General features: G+C 63.7%; 24 protein-coding genes. 16 read left to right on the top strand and 8 right to left on the bottom strand.

What is annotated here, in order from left to right:
- Positions 1-144 precede the first annotated feature (144 nt).
- The 3 genes from FRZ61_RS18650 to FRZ61_RS18640 are packed head-to-tail and all read right to left on the bottom strand — an operon-like array spanning position 145 to position 2124.
- Positions 145-1494, bottom strand: coding sequence for a HesA/MoeB/ThiF family protein (locus FRZ61_RS18650; RefSeq protein ID WP_151119143.1), 1350 nt, complete (start codon positions 1492-1494; stop codon positions 145-147).
- The gene (locus FRZ61_RS18645; RefSeq protein WP_151119142.1) at positions 1491-1868 is read right to left on the bottom strand and encodes a hypothetical protein; all 378 of its coding nucleotides are present in this window, start codon (positions 1866-1868) and stop codon (positions 1491-1493) included. The genes FRZ61_RS18650 and FRZ61_RS18645 overlap by 4 nt, the downstream gene beginning before the upstream one ends.
- 1 nt (position 1869) lies before the next feature.
- Positions 1870-2124, bottom strand: a complete 255-nt coding sequence (locus tag FRZ61_RS18640) for a hypothetical protein (RefSeq protein ID WP_151119141.1) — start codon at positions 2122-2124, stop codon at positions 1870-1872.
- 114 nt (positions 2125-2238) lie between these two features.
- Between FRZ61_RS18640 and FRZ61_RS18635 the strand changes: the two genes are divergently transcribed.
- A complete protein-coding gene (locus tag FRZ61_RS18635; protein WP_151119140.1) occupies positions 2239-3129 on the top strand; it encodes a helix-turn-helix transcriptional regulator in 891 nt (296 codons plus the stop codon).
- A 232-nt stretch (positions 3130-3361) separates the two neighbouring features.
- Positions 3362-3664, top strand: a complete 303-nt coding sequence (locus FRZ61_RS18630; protein ID WP_151119139.1) for a hypothetical protein — start codon at positions 3362-3364, stop codon at positions 3662-3664.
- A gap of 116 nt (positions 3665-3780) precedes the next feature.
- Here the strand turns inward: FRZ61_RS18630 and FRZ61_RS18625 are convergent, their stop codons facing one another.
- On the bottom strand, positions 3781-4119 hold the full coding sequence (locus tag FRZ61_RS18625; protein ID WP_151119138.1) for a sunset domain-containing protein: 339 nt from the start codon (positions 4117-4119) through the stop codon (positions 3781-3783).
- Between the two features lie 205 nt (positions 4120-4324).
- Between FRZ61_RS18625 and FRZ61_RS18620 the strand changes: the two genes are divergently transcribed.
- Together FRZ61_RS18620 and FRZ61_RS18615 are read left to right on the top strand one after the other, a co-directional pair.
- The gene (locus FRZ61_RS18620; RefSeq protein WP_151119137.1) at positions 4325-6466 is read left to right on the top strand and encodes a portal protein; all 2142 of its coding nucleotides are present in this window, start codon (positions 4325-4327) and stop codon (positions 6464-6466) included.
- The gene (locus FRZ61_RS18615) at positions 6463-6690 is read left to right on the top strand and encodes a hypothetical protein (RefSeq protein WP_151119136.1); all 228 of its coding nucleotides are present in this window, start codon (positions 6463-6465) and stop codon (positions 6688-6690) included. The genes FRZ61_RS18620 and FRZ61_RS18615 overlap by 4 nt, the downstream gene beginning before the upstream one ends.
- On the opposite strand, the gene FRZ61_RS18610 is transcribed toward FRZ61_RS18615, so the two are convergent.
- Together FRZ61_RS18610 and FRZ61_RS18605 are read right to left on the bottom strand one after the other, a co-directional pair.
- Positions 6687-6959 carry a hypothetical protein gene (locus FRZ61_RS18610; protein ID WP_151119135.1) on the bottom strand — a complete coding sequence of 91 codons (273 nt, stop codon included), beginning with the start codon at positions 6957-6959 and terminating at the stop codon, positions 6687-6689. The two genes, FRZ61_RS18615 and FRZ61_RS18610, sit on opposite strands and share 4 nt — an antisense overlap.
- A gap of 117 nt (positions 6960-7076) precedes the next feature.
- Positions 7077-7490: a hypothetical protein gene (locus FRZ61_RS18605; RefSeq protein WP_151119134.1), complete on the bottom strand. Its 414-nt coding sequence runs from the start codon at positions 7488-7490 to the stop codon at positions 7077-7079.
- 198 nt (positions 7491-7688) lie between these two features.
- On the opposite strand from FRZ61_RS18605, the gene FRZ61_RS18600 reads away from it, so the two are divergent.
- The 5 genes from FRZ61_RS18600 (at position 7689) to FRZ61_RS18580 (ending at position 12255) form a co-directional block, all read left to right on the top strand.
- Positions 7689-7946: a hypothetical protein gene (locus FRZ61_RS18600; RefSeq protein ID WP_151119133.1), complete on the top strand. Its 258-nt coding sequence runs from the start codon at positions 7689-7691 to the stop codon at positions 7944-7946.
- A 40-nt stretch (positions 7947-7986) separates the two neighbouring features.
- Positions 7987-8913 (top strand): IS1595 family transposase, encoded by a 927-nt coding sequence (locus FRZ61_RS18595; RefSeq protein ID WP_151119132.1) that lies wholly within the window; start codon positions 7987-7989, stop codon positions 8911-8913.
- Positions 8914-9498: 585 nt separating this feature from the next.
- The gene (locus tag FRZ61_RS18590) at positions 9499-10002 is read left to right on the top strand and encodes a hypothetical protein (RefSeq protein ID WP_151119131.1); all 504 of its coding nucleotides are present in this window, start codon (positions 9499-9501) and stop codon (positions 10000-10002) included.
- 238 nt (positions 10003-10240) lie between these two features.
- Positions 10241-11314 carry a hypothetical protein gene (locus FRZ61_RS26455; RefSeq protein WP_191909098.1) on the top strand — a complete coding sequence of 358 codons (1074 nt, stop codon included), beginning with the start codon at positions 10241-10243 and terminating at the stop codon, positions 11312-11314.
- A gap of 2 nt (positions 11315-11316) precedes the next feature.
- On the top strand, positions 11317-12255 hold the full coding sequence (locus FRZ61_RS18580; protein ID WP_151119130.1) for a DUF5309 domain-containing protein: 939 nt from the start codon (positions 11317-11319) through the stop codon (positions 12253-12255).
- 75 nt (positions 12256-12330) lie between these two features.
- Here FRZ61_RS18580 and FRZ61_RS18575 read toward each other — a convergent pair whose 3' ends face one another.
- Positions 12331-12729 carry a hypothetical protein gene (locus FRZ61_RS18575; protein ID WP_151119129.1) on the bottom strand — a complete coding sequence of 133 codons (399 nt, stop codon included), beginning with the start codon at positions 12727-12729 and terminating at the stop codon, positions 12331-12333.
- A gap of 96 nt (positions 12730-12825) precedes the next feature.
- On the opposite strand from FRZ61_RS18575, the gene FRZ61_RS18570 reads away from it, so the two are divergent.
- The 7 genes from FRZ61_RS18570 (at position 12826) to FRZ61_RS18540 (ending at position 17048) form a co-directional block, all read left to right on the top strand.
- Positions 12826-13149 carry a hypothetical protein gene (locus tag FRZ61_RS18570; RefSeq protein ID WP_151119128.1) on the top strand — a complete coding sequence of 108 codons (324 nt, stop codon included), beginning with the start codon at positions 12826-12828 and terminating at the stop codon, positions 13147-13149.
- A gap of 213 nt (positions 13150-13362) precedes the next feature.
- Positions 13363-13794, top strand: coding sequence for a hypothetical protein (locus FRZ61_RS18565; RefSeq protein WP_151119127.1), 432 nt, complete (start codon positions 13363-13365; stop codon positions 13792-13794).
- A 14-nt stretch (positions 13795-13808) separates the two neighbouring features.
- Positions 13809-14105 (top strand): hypothetical protein, encoded by a 297-nt coding sequence (locus tag FRZ61_RS18560; protein WP_151119126.1) that lies wholly within the window; start codon positions 13809-13811, stop codon positions 14103-14105.
- Between the two features lie 2 nt (positions 14106-14107).
- Positions 14108-14734, top strand: a complete 627-nt coding sequence (locus FRZ61_RS18555; RefSeq protein WP_151119125.1) for a phage adaptor protein — start codon at positions 14108-14110, stop codon at positions 14732-14734.
- Positions 14735-14834: 100 nt separating this feature from the next.
- Positions 14835-15125, top strand: a complete 291-nt coding sequence (locus FRZ61_RS18550) for a hypothetical protein (protein ID WP_151119124.1) — start codon at positions 14835-14837, stop codon at positions 15123-15125.
- Entirely contained in the window at positions 15126-15563 is a 438-nt protein-coding gene (locus FRZ61_RS18545; RefSeq protein ID WP_151119123.1) for a hypothetical protein, read from the top strand. It abuts the gene before it with no gap.
- Between the two features lie 114 nt (positions 15564-15677).
- On the top strand, positions 15678-17048 hold the full coding sequence (locus tag FRZ61_RS18540; RefSeq protein ID WP_151119122.1) for a DUF3592 domain-containing protein: 1371 nt from the start codon (positions 15678-15680) through the stop codon (positions 17046-17048).
- Between the two features lie 6 nt (positions 17049-17054).
- On the opposite strand, the gene FRZ61_RS18535 is transcribed toward FRZ61_RS18540, so the two are convergent.
- A complete protein-coding gene (locus FRZ61_RS18535) occupies positions 17055-17990 on the bottom strand; it encodes a glycosyltransferase (RefSeq protein WP_151119121.1) in 936 nt (311 codons plus the stop codon).
- Positions 17991-17993: the final 3 nt, after the last annotated feature.

Raw genomic sequence — 17993 nt, 5'->3', positions numbered from 1 at the left:
AAGCTGTGTTACTTCGAGCGGGACGAGACGGGGCAGATGCGGGCTTATTTGCCAGGGCGGGTTCAAAACGTGGACACGGAAGCAACGTTGCCGAACAAACACAGTCAAAGTCTTTCTGGCGCAATAGCTGCAAAGCTCAGCCACCTAGACGTCGCGCTGAATGCTGAGTGTCGTTACGTCGAAAAATGGGTCGCCTAAATCCTTAGCCGGAAAATGCCGGCAAGGTCCCTTAATATTGAATTGTGGCTGCTGGCTTGTGGACACTGTCTGACTATTGCCGTCGAGTTCGAGCCATTCATAGCAGGCCGCATAGGAAAACCACGGCGTGAACATGCGCACGAAGGTGCCGACGGCCAATGAAGCGAGAGTGCTGTTGGTCCAGATGACCTGCGGAACACCGCCAGCGGCGCCATAATCATTCTCCTCTTGGTCGAGCCGGTCTTGGGTGAGAAATCCAAGGCATTTCATGCACGGCTGACCAGGCAGCGAAGCGATCATCTGGCCAGCTACGGCGTAGTGCTGCTCGGCAATCCTGGTGACGTCCATACCGATGTCTATGTAAGGCACACCATAACGTCGGCAGGCGCTTTCGAGGTACATGCGCTGCCGGTAGCCGTCGACGCAGCCGAAAACAACATGGGCATCGATAAGCAAGTCGTCGGCTTCCTGCCACGGCTTTTGCCTAGGCATCACCTCAATCCATGGCCGAATATCGCGGATGTGTCGGTCGGCGATCTCCACTTTGGGTGCTCTGCGCTTCACGTCGAGGGCAGTCGCCCCGACTAGGCGATTGAGGTTGCTTGGCTCGATCTCCTGAGGATCAACGACTCGGATGTTGCCTATGCCAATGTGCGCGAGTTGCTGGCAAATCGGCGAGCCGCCGCCCCCGGCGCCCACCACAAGCGCACGAATGTTGGCGAAGAGCTGATCGGAATGTGGCCCAAGGAAGCTCTGGCGACTGAAGTCAGTGCCGTTATCGACGGGTGGGGTATTTGGTGAGAAGACGTGGATTGTGGCCGGGGAGCCCATGAAATTTAGCTCTGCAAATGGCTCGACCTCATTCGGGCTGATCCACACACGTCCGGCTGCGAGGTCGTGACTAAGTACAACGGCGCCGTGGGGCATCGTTGGGCAGACTTTAAAGAAATCCAGAACGAACTTGTCCTGTTCACGGAGATCCGTGCGGCTGAAACTAGGGCGTCCGGTGTGCTCATGCATGTGAATGTGGAACATGCCGACATTCTGTAAGAGCGCGATGTCGAGCGCCTTGCGTATTGCATCAGGTCCCATCATCGCGCCGACGGATCGGTCCCTGAGGTAATCCGCGTCGGCAACAGGGTGATATGCTTCAACAATAAGAACCAAGCTCCGGCGCGTGGCAGCGGGCCTGACTGATAAGAAGCCGACCCGCTCGGCCGCAAAAGCGTGCGGCCGAGAAAGGTCACGGCGGATTTCGTCAAGAAGCTGTGTGGGGCAGCGCAGGATGGGGGTCATCGGAAAGCCGCCAAGTGGTCGGCGAGGATCGCGACGGGGGCTTGGTCCGCCTTAACGTCCTTCCACGACCAAGTGACCCAAGAGCGGCCGAGGATATAGGCGGTCTCATGCCAATTGAGGCCATGGCCGAGACTGGCGGGAAGAAACAATCTCGTCGGGTAGCTGGGGTTCGGCCAGTTGATCGCTAGCAAGGCGTCCATCTCTTGCGGAGCCTGGTCGACGTAGAAGTGAAGCCCATGCATGTGAATGTAGCGCCGCCCACCTTCATCCAAGTAGTGGACGCCGCCGCTGCACATCCAGGTGATTGGTTCGAGTTCAGGCGGGGCAGGTGGCCCAGGGGGAGCCGGTGTCGTCGGGGGCATGCCGGTATCCATGTCAGCTCGCTCCCCCGCTGCGGGCGTGGCTCATGAAGCGCAATCCCTCGTGGATCTCGATGGTCGCGGTGTCGGCCAAGTCCTTCAGGCCCTGGGGGGTAATCTCGGCCAGAACCTTGGCGGGGTCGACGCCGACAGCAGCCTTAAGGTCCTTCACGATCCAGGGGCCGCGGCGTACCTTGCGGGGGTGCCCGTCGACGAGGATGGGAACCTCGTGCTCAGGGGGATGCTGGTGGCCGTGTGGAGAGTGACTCATTTTCTTTTTCCCTCAATTGGTTAGGATTCGGAGCGGCGTGATTGTCACGCCGAATCGTCAGTATGTAGACTACATATAGATCAGAAAACCGACAGGTCAAGGGGCTAAATTCCGATGGATAACCGAACTGACGTTCGATGGGAGCTCGCACGCCGATTTGAGCTGATCGAGTGGCGAGTGTTTTGGCAGGGCCGGATCAACCGGTATGACCTTGAAGAGCGGTTTGAGATCTCAGCGGCCCAAGCGTCCGCCGATCTCCGAGCCTATGAAGCCGCGGCACCCGGAAATATTGAGTATGACCCGGCCGAGCGGGCGTTTCTGCCAACAGCAAAGTTTCAGGCAAAATTCCTCGCCTTGTCGGCCGACAAGTATTTGGCCCAGCTAAATGCCATACAGACGAGCGTATTGGCGGCGCGCGATACGTGGTTCGGCAGCCCACCACCAGCGGCTGTTCTGCCAGCGTTGCGAACAGTGGCACCAGATGTTCTTCGTCAGATCCTGGCGACAATCAGAGAGCTGCGTTGTATCAGCGTTGAGTATCAATCTCTCACCAGCAAGCGGAAGCGAAAGATAGCGCCACATGCTTTGGCCTTTGATGGGTTTCGTTGGCACGCGCGCGCCTGGTGCCTAGATCGAGGAGAATTTCGAGACTTCGTGCTGTCGAGGATAATTTCAGCCGGGCCGACGGAGCCATTTGACAGCAATTCGATGAAAGACGTTGAGTGGCACGATCAGGTCGAATTGAAAATCGTTCCTCATCCAAAGCTTCCAAAGCACGAGCAAGACGCGATTGCATTCGACTACGGAATGAGGGATGGCATGTTGGCTTTGCCAGTTCGGATCGCGCTGTCCTATTACGCCATAAGAACATTCAATCTCGACTTGGACTTGGACGGAATATCGCCGGAACGAAAGCAAATATTCCTAGAAAATCGCGACGAGATCGAGGCGAGGCGGGCGGACGCTAAGGCTAGAACGAAGGTGTTGATTGGTGCTGGCGACTAGTCGTGGTGTCACCGCTTTCGATCCACTGATCATCGACCATGACTGGGGGCCGCCTGTCACTATCTCGCGGTGAGCTTGGCGCAGTTGCGCGACGGCGCACGAACGCTGCCGAAGCGGGATAAGGGCTGGGTGGTTTAGATCATTTCCTTTCCTCTTCCCCGCCATTCCTCCTGCGCCAAGGCTTCGGAGGACAGGCGCGGGCGGAGAGGAAAGAAAACAAGCGAGGATCGCGATGCGGCAACAGGTGACGCTGGGTTATTTCGAGCGGGACGAGGCGGGGCGGATGCGGGCTTGCAGCCGCGCGGTGATCGTCGAGGCCGAGAGCGGCGACGAAGCCGCGGCGAAGGCGCTGGCAGCGCATGGGGCCGAGCTGGAACGGCTCTCGGGCTATGACCCGGGGCAGGCGACGGGGCGTGTCGCGGTGCTGGGTGTTGATACGGCGACAATCGAGTGCGAAGCAGTGCCGCCGATCGAGAATGCGACGAAGGCGGGCGATACGAGGCGCGATGCTCGAAGGGGCACGCGCAGACGGTGATTCAATCTCGGAAAACAGCCGCGCCCTCTTTGTCTTCTTCTACCCCGTTTCCCCGACAGCAGGCGCCCACTTCAGCCGTCGACGTCCGTCGGGATCAGAAGCCGGTAAGGACGGGGTCATTGAAGGGATCTTCGCCATCCCGCTGCTTGTGCTTCGGCCTCGGTACAGAACCAGCGCTCACCTTTGAAGAGGCTGATTCTCGTCACGTCGTAGAACTCTCCGCCGGGTACATGATAGATGCGCTCACCCGAGAAGCTGATGTTACCCTTGATGTTGCACTGGCTTGAGAAGCCGGCGGCATCCGCGGTATCGCGAAGCAGGGGGCTCCATTCCGGCACGGTAAAGCCCAGCACGGAACCGATCGCGACTGCGAAGGCAAGATGAACCCAAGGTCGCGATTCGCGGCGCGGCTTTGAAGCCCCGAAATAGCGTGGCTTTCCTGTGTGGCGGCGCATGACGGAATACTAACGCCCCGAGGTAAAGAAAGCAGAAAGAGCCGCGTCCGATCTATTGTCTAAAATTCGCCTTTGTTTCTTGGATGGAATGAGCAGGCGTTGTCTTTCCACCTAACAATTCTGGTTCGCAGCGAGTATGTGCCCCTCCCTCGAGGGAAAGGGGAATAAAGCTTGTTCCGGTAACAGTTTCATTCGAGCGAGGCCCATGCTCTCCGATCGCGCATTGCAATCGATCATCCAGGCGCGGCTGAGCGAGGCGCTGGGGCAGGAATCGAGCGCGCTCAAGGGCGCGCGGATCGAGGCGTTGCGGCGCTATCGCGGCGAGCCGGACGGGCGTGAGCGCGAGGGCCATTCGCAGGTGGTCTGGCGCGACGTGGCGGAAGCCGTCGATTCCGTGATGCCGCAGCTCATGAAGATCTTCGCCGGTGCCGAGCGGATCGGGCAGTTCCAGCCGCAAGGCCCCGAGGACGAGGCCGCCGCGGCGCAGGCGACCGACTATGTCAACTGGATCTGGTCGAGCCAGAACAACGGCCCGATGATCCTGCATCACTGGCTGAAGGACGGGCTGCTGCAGCGCCTCGGCGTGATCAAGGTCTGGTGGGATCGGAGCCAACGGCGCCAGCGCGAGAGCTATCGCGGCCTGACGGAAGAGGAGCTCGGTGCGCTGGCCCTTGGTGACGACGACCGGATCGTCCGGCATGAGGAACGGCCGGAGACCGTCATCGATCCGGTCTCGGGGCAACCGGTCACACTCACGGTCCATGACCTGGCGATCGACCGGGTCGAGGCGGAAGGATGCGTGCGGATCGCCGCCATCCCGCCCGAGGATTTCGGCTGCGACCCGCGCGCGGCTTGCGACGAGGAGATGGCGTTCGCCTTTCATCGCTGTCGAAAGACCGTTTCCGATCTCATCGAGATGGGCGTGCCGAAGGCCAAGGCCCTGGCGCTCTCGCCGGGCGACGACGATCTCGACAGCGAGAAGGCGGCGCGACGCCATCCCGACCAGGATGACGGCGCGAGCGATCACGAGGCGAGCCTCGACCCGGCCATGCGCTCGGTCTGGGTGGCGGAGTGCTATCTCAAGGTCGATGCGGACGAGGACGGGATCGCCGAATGGCGCAAGATCACGGTCGCGGGGCCGACCTCGGGCGTCGAGATCCTGTTCGACGAGGAGGTGGACGGCCATCCCTTCTGTACCTGGACGCCGTTCCCGACGCCGCACAAGCTGGTCGGCGAGAGCCTCGACGACAAGGTCGGCGACATCCAGGAAGTGAAGACGGCGCTGATGCGCCAGGTGCTGGACAATCTCTATCTGACCAACAATCCGGGGCTCGGCGTCACCGAGCGGGTCAATCTGGGCGATGCGCTCGACCGCGAGATCGGCGGCGTGGTGCGGGTGGAGGACCAGGCGGGGCCGGTCGGCAACCATATCATGCCGATCACCGTGCCCTTCACGGCGGGCGCCTCGCTCGGCGTGATGGAATATATCGACCAGGCGAAGGAGATGCGCACCGGCGTGTCGCGCCTGTCGCAGGGGCTCGATGCCGACGCGCTCGGCAAGACGGCGACCGGAGTCAATGCGATCACCAACCTGGCGCAGGAGCGCCTGGCGCTGGTCGCGCGGGTCTTCGCCGAGAGCGGCCTCAAGCGCGCCTTCAAGAAGACGCTGGAGCTGGTCTGCAAGTATCAGGACAAGGCCAAGACCGTCCGGCTGCGCAACCGCTGGGTCCCGATGGATCCGCGCGAATGGTCGGACCAGATGGATTTCACGCCGACGGTCGGGATCGGGAGCGGCAACAGGGACCAGATCCTGGCCCATCTGCAGCAGATCCTGGCGCTGCAGGTCCAGGCGATACAATTTCAAGGCGGGGTCCAAGGACCCCTCGTCGACCTTCATCACATCCACAACACGCTGTCGCGGCTGGTGGAGAATGCGGGGCTGAAGGCGCCGGAGCTGTTCTTCGCGGACCCCGCCGCCGCACCTCCTCAGGCATCGAAGCCGGAGGCGCCGCCGGCGCCCGATCCGCGGCTGCTGGCGGCGCAGGCACAGTTGCAGCTCGAGCAGGCCAAGGTGAATGCAGAGATGCAGCTCCAGCAGGCCCGCGCGCAAGCCGACATGCAGGTGGCGGCGATGAAGGCCGAGGCCGAGATCGCGATCGCCAGGCAGCGCGCCGCCGCGCAGATCGAGATCGACCGGCAGAAGGCGGCCGCCGCGGCGGAACTGGCAGGGGTCCGCGCCGGGCTCGAGCATGAGCGCAAGACGGCGGAGCTGGCGGCAGAGGCCGGGCTCGAGGCGGCCAAGGTGGCGCTCGGCACCGGCGATGGCGAGCTAAGGGCGCCGCGATGAACCTGGATCGGGCAAAGCGGGTGGCCGCGCTGCTGGACGATCAGGATGTGCGCGAAGCGTTCGAGACGATCGAGCGCGACATCCTGTCGGAGTGGCGCTCGGCGATCGATGCCGAGAAGCGCGAGGCCTGCTGGCACGATATGGGCGCGCTGATGCGGCTCAGGGCGCGGCTCAAGGGGTTTGCGGGGGATGCGCGGAAGGAGAAGGCCGGCTCGACGGCTTAATTCTGGTCGGAGCCTTCGCCAAGCCCTTCCGGATAGTATTTGTGTGTGCCCTCGATCGGCCGGGCCAGCCAGTAGCCATGCTCGCGATTGAACTTCAGGGTGGTCTCCATCTCGAGCTCGCCGGTCTGGTAGATGACGACCCGCATTCCCTCGGAAAGCTTGTCCGCGATGGGCGCTATGCTTTCCAACGATCCCAGAACGCAGAGCGAGAAACAGAATTCGCCTTCGTAGATCTCGGAATCGTTGCCGTCAAAATAGATGCGGTACATTGTGTGCTACTTCTTCCCACCTCTCCCCGCTACGGGCAAGCGCGAGCGGTGCTCGCGCCAACCCTTCGCAACCCTTTCCCCCCGCTGACGCGGGCGGAGAGGAAACCGCCCATATCGTCAATAGTGCGAGCAGGCCTGGCCCTTGTTGAGGCAGGCGATGTTGGCCTGGGCGTTCTTGAGGTCGTAGTCGGCGTAGTAGTTGGTGCTGGCGATCATCTCCGTGCGGTCGTGGTCGGAGAGGTCGGGGGCCTTCTGCAGGACCGCGGTGTGGCAGCCGCGCCAGTCCTCGATGCTCGCCCGGTAGCTGTTCATCGCGGCGATGCAGGCCTGGCGGTCGGAGGCCGAGGCGCCGTGGAGGATGACGTCGATCGCGCAGGGCGGCTCCTCGGGCGGGCGGCTCGATTTGCACATATCCGGAACTGCAGGCTGGGGCGGCAGGCTCGCCTGCTGCTTGTTGCCGGAGCAGGCGGCGAGAAGTGTCGCCAGCAGGAGTGCTGAGGCCGGTAGATGGCGCGAGAGGCGAACGGGCATGGGCAGGAATCTCCCCCTGGTTCCCGAGGCGGGATTATCGCTTCGGGGCTTGCGTTCGTCACGGCTGGTTTCGATAGGCGCAGCCTTTGCTTGAGGGGACGAGTCCGGGGCACCCCCTCCCCCTACCCCCTCCCGCAGGCAATTATATACTTGACGGAACACTCCCGAATCCTCATATTGGGATCAAGGAGATACGTCATGGACGAAGAAACCCGTCGCGAAATCGCTAGTCTGGCCGGCGAAACGCTCGCCCTCCAAACCCTTCTCTTCGAGTTCTTTGTCACCGCCCGCAACTCCGGACATTTCCCTGACCACCTCGCGAAGAGCGTCTTCGACCGTGCGGCGAACACACTTGAGGGATTCGCCATAGCCGCCGGCCATAAGGCGCGCCCGGAGCATCTGGCGGGCGCTCTGGGGGTAGTCGAACAACTCCGGGCGCAGTTTCTGAAGACCTAACATCTCGCGCGCCAACACATTGAATTCCGACGGTGCCATCATGACCGACCTAACTCTTCCCATCTATAACGACGACGACGCGGCCCGCGCCCATCTGGAGGCGATCCGCTGGCCCGATGGGGCGTTCTGCCCTCATTGCGGCGAGCTGGATAACGTCCATCGCATGGAAGGCACGAGCCACGCTCCGGGCCTCCATTACTGCCGCTCCTGCCGCAAGAAGTTCTCCGTCACGGTCGGGACTGTTTTCGAGCGTTCCCATATCCCGCTGCATAAGTGGGTTCTGGCTTCCCATCTTATGTCCGCCAGCAAGAAGGGCATCAGCGCTCACCAGCTGCACCGTATGCTGGGCATCACCTACAAGTCCGCTTGGTTCATGGCTCACCGTCTCCGCGAAGCCATGCGCGAGACCAAGCCCGGCCCGCTGGGTGGTGAAGGCAAGACGGTCGAGTCCGACGAGACCTATATCGGCGGTAAGGAGAAGAACAAGCACCGCTCCAAGCGCAATGCCTCCAACATCGGCGGCATGGGCAAAGAGATCGTTCTGTCTCTGGTCGAGCGTGAAGGCCGCGTCCGCTCGCATCATATCCCCGAGGTCAACGCCAAGACCCTACGCCCGATCCTCGTGGCCCAGATCGACCGCAAGTCGTTCCTGATGACCGATGAAGCGGGCCAGTATTACCATCCGGGCAAAGAGTTCGCGAAGCACGAGACGGTCAATCACGGCGCTGGCGAATATGTTCGCGGTGACGCCCACTCAAACACCGTCGAGAACTACTTCTCGATCCTCAAGCGCGGCATCACTGGCACCTATCACCATGTCAGCCAGCAGCACTTGAAGCGTTATCTGGCTGAATTCGATTTCCGCTACAACGAGCGATCAGGGCTTGGCATCGAGGATGATGAGCGCGCGATGAAAGCGCTCAAAGGCATCGAGGGTAAGCGCCTCACCTATCGGCGGGCTGACTAAGCCGGTAACGCTTAGACAGCGACTCGGCCGATTCTTGCGCTGGCGCGAGTCGCAGAAGAAATAATCCCGAGTCGAAGATGACGCGGATATTGACGTCCGCAGCCAACAGCCGCGACCATAGTCCTGTGGCCCTGGCCGACCCTGTGATCCCGCACAGCCAAATCGGCTAGATAAGCTACAGCCCGCGAGGCACTACGCCGTAAGGACGTGCTTCGGACCGCGGGGCTATCCGACACAATGCGCATTGTGAAGGGTAGGCCGATTACCTCGTGAACAGCGGCTTATCTGTTCTCTGAGCGCGACATCCGCAACCCTTATGGGGAAAGCGGCGCCGTGAGTACCCGAGGGCTATACAATGCGCCACCGGGTAAACGTCGAAATCAAAGTCAACATCGCCGCCATTCTGTTTGGGATCGCAGCGATTATTTCGGCTTTGAGCTAGGCGAGCGGGGCCGCCGACGGGTGGCCCCGCCTTTCTTTCCGCCGGACTTTGATTGATCGTGCGGCTTCGGCGGCGTTTCAAGCATCCGCTTTAGCAGCTTGTCGCGGCGCTGATCTTCTTCGGTCTTTGGGAGAGCCTTTGCCATGAGCGACTCGATGTACGCGCCTACTGAGGGTCACTTCCTAGCGTTCGGGCAGATCATTCAGGGCTTTGCAAGACACGAGCACATCATGCAAGCCCTGATGGGTAAGTTGGTCGGGGCCGAAATCTCCATCGCATATCTGCTCACCACCGGCCTTGGCTATGCTGGGAAACGAGACACGCTTCTGAGCCTGCTTCGCCACGTCTCCCTCCCAGCCGAACAGATAGAGAGGATCCGATGGTATCTGGGCGAACTCCACAAGCACAACAAGCTCCGGAATCATATCGCCCACTCAATGTGGGTCGCGGCCGGCAGGCCCGGTGCGATCAAACCCCATGCCGCGGTCGTGAGGGGTGGCGTGGGTCAGTTCGTCGGCTTTGATCCAGATGAGCCCGCTTATACGAGCGACGAACTCATCGCCATCGGCAATGAAATAGCCAAAAACTATAACGATCTACTCGACTATCTGGCCGGCGCCAAACTAGTTGAGCTCATTCTCACATAGAGGGACCTCAGCAGATCATCCACGGTTTGGTCGGAAGGAAGCCCATAGGCGAGGTGGTCCCAACGCATCAGCCAGTCGTCAAAAATGACGCGCCCCGCCTCGATCATCTGAGGGGTAATCTCGATAGCGCCGGCCTGTCGCTTTTTAGCTACTACCGAGTCCATGTTCCCTCAAGTATATAACTGCCCTCCCGCAAGGGGAGGGGGCGTGGACAGTACTCAATATCGAGGAAAATCAGATGACCGAGACGACGGCGACGCCCGGGAGGGCACCCGGCGAGGGCGGTGGCGTGCGCGAATGGGCCGACTCTGTGGCGGCCCTGCTCGAGGCGGAGCGCCAGGCCCAGGATGACGACAGCAACAACGAGACCAACGATCCGGCCGGCGCGGCTGCCACGTCCCACGGGGACACCGGCGCTGCCGGCGACGAGACGACAGGGGTCGACGATCCGGAACCCGGCGAGCAACCGAGCGACACCGAGATTTCTCCTTCTGCCGACGACCATGCGGCGCCCGAGACCTTCCAGGTCCGGGTGAACGGGGAGGATCTGACGGTCACGCGCGACGAGCTGCTGCGCGGCTACTCCCGGACCAGCGACTACAAGCAGAAAACCGCCCGCCTCGCGGAGGAACGGCGCTCGGTCGACACCGAGCGGCAATCCCTCGCGGCGGAGCGGCAGCAGATCGAGCAGAGCCGGGCCCAGGCCTATGTCCTGGCGCTCGAGCATGCGACCGAGGATGCCTTGACGGTGGCCAAGGGGGCCAAGACCGACTGGTCCGCGCTCTCGAAGCAGGATCCGGCCAAGGCGCAGAGCGACTGGTTCGAATACCAGGCCGCCCGGGAACGGGTCGGCCAGGCGCTGCTCCAGGCCCGCCGCCAGGCCGCCGCCGACCAGCAACAGGCCCTGCGCCGGGCGGTCGCCCGGCATCAGGACCAGCTGGCGGGCGAGGCCCGCGCGGCGGTCGAGGCGATCCCCGAGCTCCAGGATGGAGCGCAGGGCGCTGCCCTGCTCACCGGCCTCAGGGACTATCTGGGCAGCGTGGGCTTCGAGGCGGCGGAGCTGGAGCGGCTTTCGGACCACCGCCTGATGGTCGTGGCGCGCGACGCGATGCTTTATCGCCAGATGCTGGCGAAGCAGCGGTCGGCGGCGGCCAAGAAGCGGGCCGAGGCGCCGCGGGTGATGAGCCCGACGCGCAGCGACCCGGCAAGCTCGGACAGCGATCGGCTGCGCAGCCTCCGCAAGCGAGCTCAGGAAACGGGAAAACTCCGGGACAATGCCGAGTATGTCCTGGCCAAGCTCAGGAGCCACTGACGATGACGATTGTCGCCAATACCTATCTGACCTTCTCCGCGATCGGGAACCGCGAGGATCTCGCGGACACGATCTACAACATCGATTCGGTCGAGACGCCGTTCCAGAAGGCGATCGACAAGGTGAAAGCCAAGGCCACGCTCCATGAATGGCAGACCCAGTCCCTCGCCGCTGCCGCCAACAACGCGCAGCTGCAGGGCGACGATGTCTCCTTCACGGCGGTGACGCCGACGACGCGCCTCACCAACCGTACCCAGATCTCCCGCAAGGAGGTCGCGATCGCCGGCACGCAGGAGGCCGTCGACAAGGCGGGGCGCGAGTCGGAGCTGGTCTATCAGCTCATGCTCAAGACCAAGGAGCTGCGCCGCGATATCGAGGTGGTGCTGACCGGAAACCGCGCGCCGGTGACCGGCAACTCGACCACGGCGCCGCAACTGCGCCCGCTCTGTTCCTGGTATGCCACGAACGACAGCCGCGGGTCGGGCGGCTCGGACGGCACGAGCTCGGCCGCGGCGACCGATTCCGGCACGCCGCGGCCGCTCACCGAGGCGCTGCTCAAGAACGTGCTGCAGCTCTGCTGGGCGGCGGGCGGCTCGCCGGACCTGATCATGGTGGGGCCCTTCAACAAGACCGTGATCTCGGGCTTCGCCGGCAACGCCACCCGCACGCTCGACGCGTCGAAGGGCAAGCTGGTGGCGGGGATCGACGTCTACGAGGGCGATTTCGGGACGCAGAAGGTGGTGGCCTCGCGCTTCAGCCGCGACCGCGACTGCCATGTGCTCGACACCAGCCTCTGGGCGCTCGCCACGCTCCGGCCGATGAAGACCGAGGACCTCGCCAAGACCGGCGATGCCGAGAAGGCGATGGTGCTGACCGAATACACGCTGGAGGCCCGCCAGGAGGCGGGGTCGGGCGTGGTGGCGGATCTGACCACGGCGTAAGGCGCCAAGCCGAAGGAAGAGCGGGGAGGGGCCTGCCCCTCCCCGGGCCCCTCGCATGAGCAGGAAGCGAGAGCCTCAGGCAGCTTCGATCTCTGCCGATTCACAGAGCGCAGTCAGCTCGCAGCCATAGGAGGGGTCGATGGCGACGAGTGCGAGGCGGCCCTCGGCGATGGCTTGGGCCGCTTCGGCAACCAGACGGTCCTCGTCCTTCGTGCCGCCCAGCAGCCGGCGGAGCAAGCCTCTGTCGGGCGGCATCCGACTCGCGATCGACAGCGACAGGATGATGTTGCCCTCGCGGAAATCGTTGCAGAGGAGCCGGCGCACGCCTTTGAGCTGCAGCCGGTAAGCCTGGCCGGCGACGTCGCGCAGCGCGACGCGAAGGCCGTTGCCGGCCTGGAGCTCGAGGCCCTGGACGGTACCGTCATGCAGGTCGGGCTGCCGCAGCTCGCCTTGCGGGTCGATGGTCACGATCATGGGCCGCGATCCTAGACCAACCGTGCTGTATCGCCTACCGAGCAGCCCCCTCCCCGGCCCTCCCCCAAAAGACGGGGGAGGGGACGAAAGTTGCCAATGTCCCGCATGCTCTATCTCCAGACGGCCGACGGGCTGGTCGAGCATCTGGTGGCGGATGCGTCGGAGCCGGGGCGATATGCGATCCGGTATGAGGCCGACGTCACCGCCAACATCGAAGAGAACAAGGCGCGGTTCAACGGGCCGGACCGGACGCTCGACGGATTGGGGCGCAAGGTGGCCTCGATCCCGAATGCGGTGGCGATGATCTGGCTCACACGCTACGGCGTGGACGTGTTCAGGAAGGATCATTGGCCGGCGGTGCGCCGCCTGCTCAACGATCCGGAGTGGCGTCATCTGCGCACCGCGCCGGGGAAGATCTAGCGATCAATCCCAGACAACGAGCGAGTGCCCCTCCCCCTACCCCCTCCCGCATCCTCCTTCGCCCGATGGGCTTCGGAGGACAGGAGGGGAGGGGGCTGGAACAGCGAACATCTCGCCCCTCCGGCAAGAAGGCCGGAAACTTGAAACGCCTCGCCCCCTCCCTTCACGGGAAGGGGTAGGGGGAGGGGCTTTCTCAGACGAAAGGACGAGGCGATGCCCATCAACATTCTGCAGCGCGACGACGGCTCGATGACCCTGGGTGGGGACGATCCGACGGTGGGGTTCATCAACGAATCCACCGAATGGATCGCGAGCTCGGTCGACAAGCGGTTCTTCACGGCGACGCGGCCCTATCGGGTCAAGGCGGTGAGCGCGACGGTGACCGTGGCGGGGACCGACGGCTCGGCCGTCACGGCCGCGGTCCGCAAGGTGCCTTCGGGCACGGCGATCGGGTCGGGCACGGCGCTGCATGCGGGCTCGATCAATCTCAAGGGCACGGCCGACACGGTCCAGGACCTGGCCCTCTCGACCAGCTCGACCGATCTCGATCTCGCCGACGGCGACAGCCTGGCGATCGACTTCACCGGCACGCTGACCTCGGCGACCGGGGTGGCGACCGTCACGCTCGCGCCGAAATACGCCTGAGCGAGGGCCTCCCCATGGCCGGCAATCCTTCGCTCCAGACCACCTATCGGCAAGGCGCGCATCAGAAGGCCGCCTTCACCGGCACCGCCGGCACGATCGCGAACGGCATCGGCGCCTATACCAAGACCGTGCGCGTGATCGTGACCGCGGCGGCCTACGTGAAGATCGGCAACAGCCCGACGGCGACGGTCGCCGACATGTATATGGCGGCGAACTGGCCCGAATATTTCACCGTGACGCCGGGGCAGAAGGTCAGCGCGATCCAGGTCAGCGCGGGCGGCGACCTGCATGTGACCGAGATGGACCAGTAAGGATGGGCCTCGCGAGCCATATCGAGCTCAAGGAAGCGGTCGCGCGTCGGCTGGGGCGGTCGGGCGACGCCGATCTCGAGGCGGAGCTCGACGATTATATCGACCTGGCCGAGGCGCGGTTCCAGCGGGAGCTGCGGCTCAGGGCCCAGGAGCAACGCGCGACCGCGGTGCTGAGCAGCGCCTATCTGGACCTGCCGACCGATTTCCTCGAGCTCCGGAACATCCAGCTCGACACCGACCCTGTCCGGTCATTGGAATGCGTGAGCCCGGAGATCATCGACCGCTCCTATCCGCAAACAGCGCCGGCGCGGCCCCAGGTCTATGCGATCCTCGGCAGCGCGCTGCAGTTCGCGCCGCCGCCGGACCGGAGCTACACGGTCGAGATCGATTATTGGAAGCGGTTCGAGGCGCTGTCGGACGCGGCCCCGAGCAACCGGCTCCTGGTCAACGCGCCGGACGTCTATCTCTTCGCGGTGCTGGCCGAGGCCGCGCAGGCGACGGGCGACAGCGCGCGCTGGCAGGAATACGAGGCGCGGCTCGCGGCGGCGCTCGACAAGCTCAAGGTGTTCGACCGGCGGGCCTCCTATAGCGGGGCGACGCTGCGGGTGCGGCCGCGGGTGGTGGTGTGAGCGGGCGAGGCCGGCCGTTCAGGGGGGGATGGCTGCCACCCCCTACCCCAGCCTCCTCCGCAAGGAGAGAGGGGAAGAAAGCAGAGATACGAGGCAGGACATGGTCGCGAGCGTCGTGAGCTCCATCTTGGCTGGCACGATCGGCGCCGTTGCGACGGAAGGCCAACGCCGGCCCGGGCAATGGGCGGAAATCGCGGCGGAGAAGACGATCCAGGTGGCCGACAGCGCGCCGCCGGCGATCCGCGACCAGGCGCGGGCTTTCAAGGCGGCGCTGACGCGGCTCTTCGCCAATTACATCCGCATGGCGATCGAGGAGGACCGGGCGTTCCTGGCAATGGCGCTCGAACGCGAAGGCCATGGCGAGATCGCGCAATTCGTGAGGAACCGATAGATGGCGACGACGACGGCGCTCTGCACCAGCTTCAAGTCCGAGATCCTGACCAAGACGCACAACCTGGCGTCGGACACGATCAAGGTGGCACTCATCAAGGCGAGCCCGACCGGCAGCTATGGGGCCGCCTCCACCGCCTATTCGAACATCACGGGCAACAGCGACGAGGTGTCGGGCACGGGCTACACCGCGGGTGGCGCCACGCTCTCGGGCGGGGCCGTGACGACCTCCGGCACGACGGCCTTCGCCGACTGGTCGGACGTCTCCTGGTCCTCGGCGACGATCTCGACCTCGGCCTGCATGATCTACAACAGCTCGGCCTCGAACAAGGCGATCTCCACGCATGATTTCGGCGGGACGCAGACGGTGACGGCGGGGACCCTGACGCTGGTGTTCCCGACCGCGGATGCGTCGAACGCGATCATCCGGATCGGCTGAACGGGCCCGGCGGGGCTGTTGCGGCGGCCGGCGGTTCTGCCAGACTGCGGCGGGGACCCGGTTCCCAGGAATGACATCCTGGCCGGCCCTCGGGCCCGGGGAGCCGCAGCGGCGATGAAGCTGACCATCGGCGACAAGACCAAGGACAATCCGACGACGGCGGATATCGAGCAGGCGGTCGAGGCGGCGCGCCGGGGCCAGGATGACGATATCGTCGAGCTCGAGGCGGGCGAGGACGAATATCTCGAGGCGCTGCACGAGGGCGACGGGCGCTTCAGTCTCGGTCATGGCGACAAGACCGGGCGCTTCCACACGGAGGAGCCGATCGAGACGGCGCGGGTGAAGTCCGTGCTCGGCAAATATGCGAGCGGCGATCCGGCCTGGCGGCGGGAATGCCGCCTGCTGCCGGACGCGAAATCGCCCGGCGGGCGCAAGCGCATCGGCTCCGAGCCGCCGGTCTGGGCGATCGTGCTGGTGGCGGTGGCGTTCTTTGCCTTGCCGATCCTGTCGATACTGCCGGATTCCTGGACGGAAGGCTGGCTCTCCGGGATCGGGCCGGCCTGGATCGTCGCGGGGCCGATCGTGGTGCTGCTGGTGGCGATCGTGGCGCACAAGCTTTTGCAGGTGCGCCGCGCCGCGGCCTGGCCGCAGGCGCCGGGGCGGATCACGAAATCGGAGGTGGCGGCGCGGCACAAATCGCATGGCGACCGGCCGAGCGAGGTCGTGAACGAGCCGGCGATCGAATACGAGTTCACGGCCAACGGGCTCAAGTACACCGGCACGCGCATCGGCATCGGCGAGGACAGCGGCGGCGCCAACACCGAGGCGATGCTGGCGCGCTATCCGGTGGGCGGCACGGTGATGGTCTATTACGATCCGGCCGATCCGGGGAATTGCGTGCTGGAACGCGAGCTGCCGAAGGGCGTCTCCAAGGGCTGCCTCGGGCTGCTGGCCGGGCTGGCGGTCGTGGCCTATGGCGTCTGGCGCTTCGGCGGGCCGGTCCTGACCACGCTCGAAGGGCGGATGGGCGAGGACCGGAGCCACATCTTCCTGATCGCGGGCGGCGCAGGGCTGTTCCTGCTGCTGCTGTTCTTCGGCGCGCGCAAGAGCGCCAAACAGGGCAATGCCTGGCCCAGCGTGAGCGGGCGCGTGGTGCAGAGCGGGACCGAGAGCTACCAGGAGCGGATCGACCGCAGGACCGTGACGCGCTACGCGCCGGTGGTGGAGTATGCCTATCTGGTGAACGGCCGCGAATATCGCAGCCGGCAGATCCGGCTGCCCAAGGTGCAGATCGGCCGCTCGCAGGCGGGAGCCGCGAAGATCGCGGCGCGCTATCCCGAAGGCAAGGAGGTCGAGGTGCATTACGACCCCGCCAATCCCGGCGAGGCGGCGCTGGAGCGATCGAGCGGCGCGGCCTGGTTCCTGCTGGTGCTGGCGCTGATCGGGTTCGGGGTGGCGGTTTATGCGAGTGGGGTGGTGGGGTAGGGACGGCTAGTGCTCGGCAAGCTCTTCGCGAGCCATCTGGTAACGAAGTGCGGCCCAGTCTCTTGATTCCTTAAGCAGACGCCGAATGAGAATCTGCCTGCCTTTCTCCAGTTCGACAGCGCGCGGATCGTTCGGGTTCTTTGAGAGCCACCAATTGAGATCGTTAAGCATGAAGTGCGCGTGGCCGATCCTCGCCCAGGCTTTGCGCTCACGGCTGCGCATCTCCGTCGCGGTGTCTGCTGCATTTTGAAGCTGAACCGAGGGACTTCTGTTTTTGCCATGGTTCCGCCATTTGACCAGAGGCTCCGGCATCATCTCCAAGCCACGTTTCAACAGGGCACGGAATGACACAATCTGATCGATACGGCGGGTGGGAGGATCCGGTTCAGGAAACTCCCGGAATAGTTCCATGCGCCACGCCAAGATCGCGCCGAGCTGAGCCGGATTACGGCCAACTCTAAAGACCTCTTCGAGTGAAGGTTTGTCGTTAGCGCGGAACTTGGGGCCCTTCTCATATCCAGCGCCGTCGATCTCAATTGCATTGCAAGCCACGGCCGCAAGATCACCTTCTATCATGCGCGCAATTTGCTTCTCGACACGATCTGGCATGAAAAGATCGTCACCATGACCCAGCACGACGAACTCGGTCTGAACCAAGGGCAATAAGTCACGAACGTGACCGATGGCAATGTTCTTCGTGTTGCGCCTGACAATGACGTGGTGCGGTCCGGAGTATCCGGCAACGGTCTGCTCTATCCGCTCGAACGTGTCGTCCGTAGAGCAATCATCTGAAATGATGATGGTTAGCTTCGGGTAGGTTTGAGCAAGCGCACTCGAGACTGCTGCTGCGATAAACTCTGGCTGATTGTAGGCGGTGAGCAGGAAAGTCACGGCCTCCACAGCGTTGTCCCCCGGTTGCTGCAATTGGCTGTAGGCGAGCAAATC

It is taken from the genome of Hypericibacter adhaerens (assembly GCF_008728835.1).
GTDB classification, from domain to species: Bacteria; Pseudomonadota; Alphaproteobacteria; order Dongiales; family Dongiaceae; genus Hypericibacter; species Hypericibacter adhaerens.
Note: the sequence above shows the minus strand (reverse complement) of the source record. Positions and strands in the feature narration are given on the sequence as shown.

What these genes read in the sequence shown, in the direction of transcription:
- FRZ61_RS18650 (WP_151119143.1), bottom strand. Translation starts at nt 1,494, where the DNA reads ATGACCCCCATCCTGCGCTGCCCCACACAGCTTCTTGACGAAATCCGC.
- FRZ61_RS18645 (WP_151119142.1), bottom strand. Translation starts at nt 1,868, where the DNA reads ATGGATACCGGCATGCCCCCGACGACACCGGCTCCCCCTGGGCCACCT.
- FRZ61_RS18640 (WP_151119141.1), bottom strand. Translation starts at nt 2,124, where the DNA reads ATGAGTCACTCTCCACACGGCCACCAGCATCCCCCTGAGCACGAGGTT.
- FRZ61_RS18635 (WP_151119140.1), top strand. Translation starts at nt 2,239, where the DNA reads ATGGATAACCGAACTGACGTTCGATGGGAGCTCGCACGCCGATTTGAG.
- FRZ61_RS18630 (WP_151119139.1), top strand. Translation starts at nt 3,362, where the DNA reads ATGCGGCAACAGGTGACGCTGGGTTATTTCGAGCGGGACGAGGCGGGG.
- FRZ61_RS18625 (WP_151119138.1), bottom strand. Translation starts at nt 4,119, where the DNA reads ATGCGCCGCCACACAGGAAAGCCACGCTATTTCGGGGCTTCAAAGCCG.
- FRZ61_RS18620 (WP_151119137.1), top strand. Translation starts at nt 4,325, where the DNA reads ATGCTCTCCGATCGCGCATTGCAATCGATCATCCAGGCGCGGCTGAGC.
- FRZ61_RS18615 (WP_151119136.1), top strand. Translation starts at nt 6,463, where the DNA reads ATGAACCTGGATCGGGCAAAGCGGGTGGCCGCGCTGCTGGACGATCAG.
- FRZ61_RS18610 (WP_151119135.1), bottom strand. Translation starts at nt 6,959, where the DNA reads ATGTACCGCATCTATTTTGACGGCAACGATTCCGAGATCTACGAAGGC.
- FRZ61_RS18605 (WP_151119134.1), bottom strand. Translation starts at nt 7,490, where the DNA reads ATGCCCGTTCGCCTCTCGCGCCATCTACCGGCCTCAGCACTCCTGCTG.
- FRZ61_RS18600 (WP_151119133.1), top strand. Translation starts at nt 7,689, where the DNA reads ATGGACGAAGAAACCCGTCGCGAAATCGCTAGTCTGGCCGGCGAAACG.
- FRZ61_RS18595 (WP_151119132.1), top strand. Translation starts at nt 7,987, where the DNA reads ATGACCGACCTAACTCTTCCCATCTATAACGACGACGACGCGGCCCGC.
- FRZ61_RS18590 (WP_151119131.1), top strand. Translation starts at nt 9,499, where the DNA reads ATGAGCGACTCGATGTACGCGCCTACTGAGGGTCACTTCCTAGCGTTC.
- FRZ61_RS26455 (WP_191909098.1), top strand. Translation starts at nt 10,241, where the DNA reads ATGACCGAGACGACGGCGACGCCCGGGAGGGCACCCGGCGAGGGCGGT.
- FRZ61_RS18580 (WP_151119130.1), top strand. Translation starts at nt 11,317, where the DNA reads ATGACGATTGTCGCCAATACCTATCTGACCTTCTCCGCGATCGGGAAC.
- FRZ61_RS18575 (WP_151119129.1), bottom strand. Translation starts at nt 12,729, where the DNA reads ATGATCGTGACCATCGACCCGCAAGGCGAGCTGCGGCAGCCCGACCTG.
- FRZ61_RS18570 (WP_151119128.1), top strand. Translation starts at nt 12,826, where the DNA reads ATGTCCCGCATGCTCTATCTCCAGACGGCCGACGGGCTGGTCGAGCAT.
- FRZ61_RS18565 (WP_151119127.1), top strand. Translation starts at nt 13,363, where the DNA reads ATGCCCATCAACATTCTGCAGCGCGACGACGGCTCGATGACCCTGGGT.
- FRZ61_RS18560 (WP_151119126.1), top strand. Translation starts at nt 13,809, where the DNA reads ATGGCCGGCAATCCTTCGCTCCAGACCACCTATCGGCAAGGCGCGCAT.
- FRZ61_RS18555 (WP_151119125.1), top strand. Translation starts at nt 14,108, where the DNA reads ATGGGCCTCGCGAGCCATATCGAGCTCAAGGAAGCGGTCGCGCGTCGG.
- FRZ61_RS18550 (WP_151119124.1), top strand. Translation starts at nt 14,835, where the DNA reads ATGGTCGCGAGCGTCGTGAGCTCCATCTTGGCTGGCACGATCGGCGCC.
- FRZ61_RS18545 (WP_151119123.1), top strand. Translation starts at nt 15,126, where the DNA reads ATGGCGACGACGACGGCGCTCTGCACCAGCTTCAAGTCCGAGATCCTG.
- FRZ61_RS18540 (WP_151119122.1), top strand. Translation starts at nt 15,678, where the DNA reads ATGAAGCTGACCATCGGCGACAAGACCAAGGACAATCCGACGACGGCG.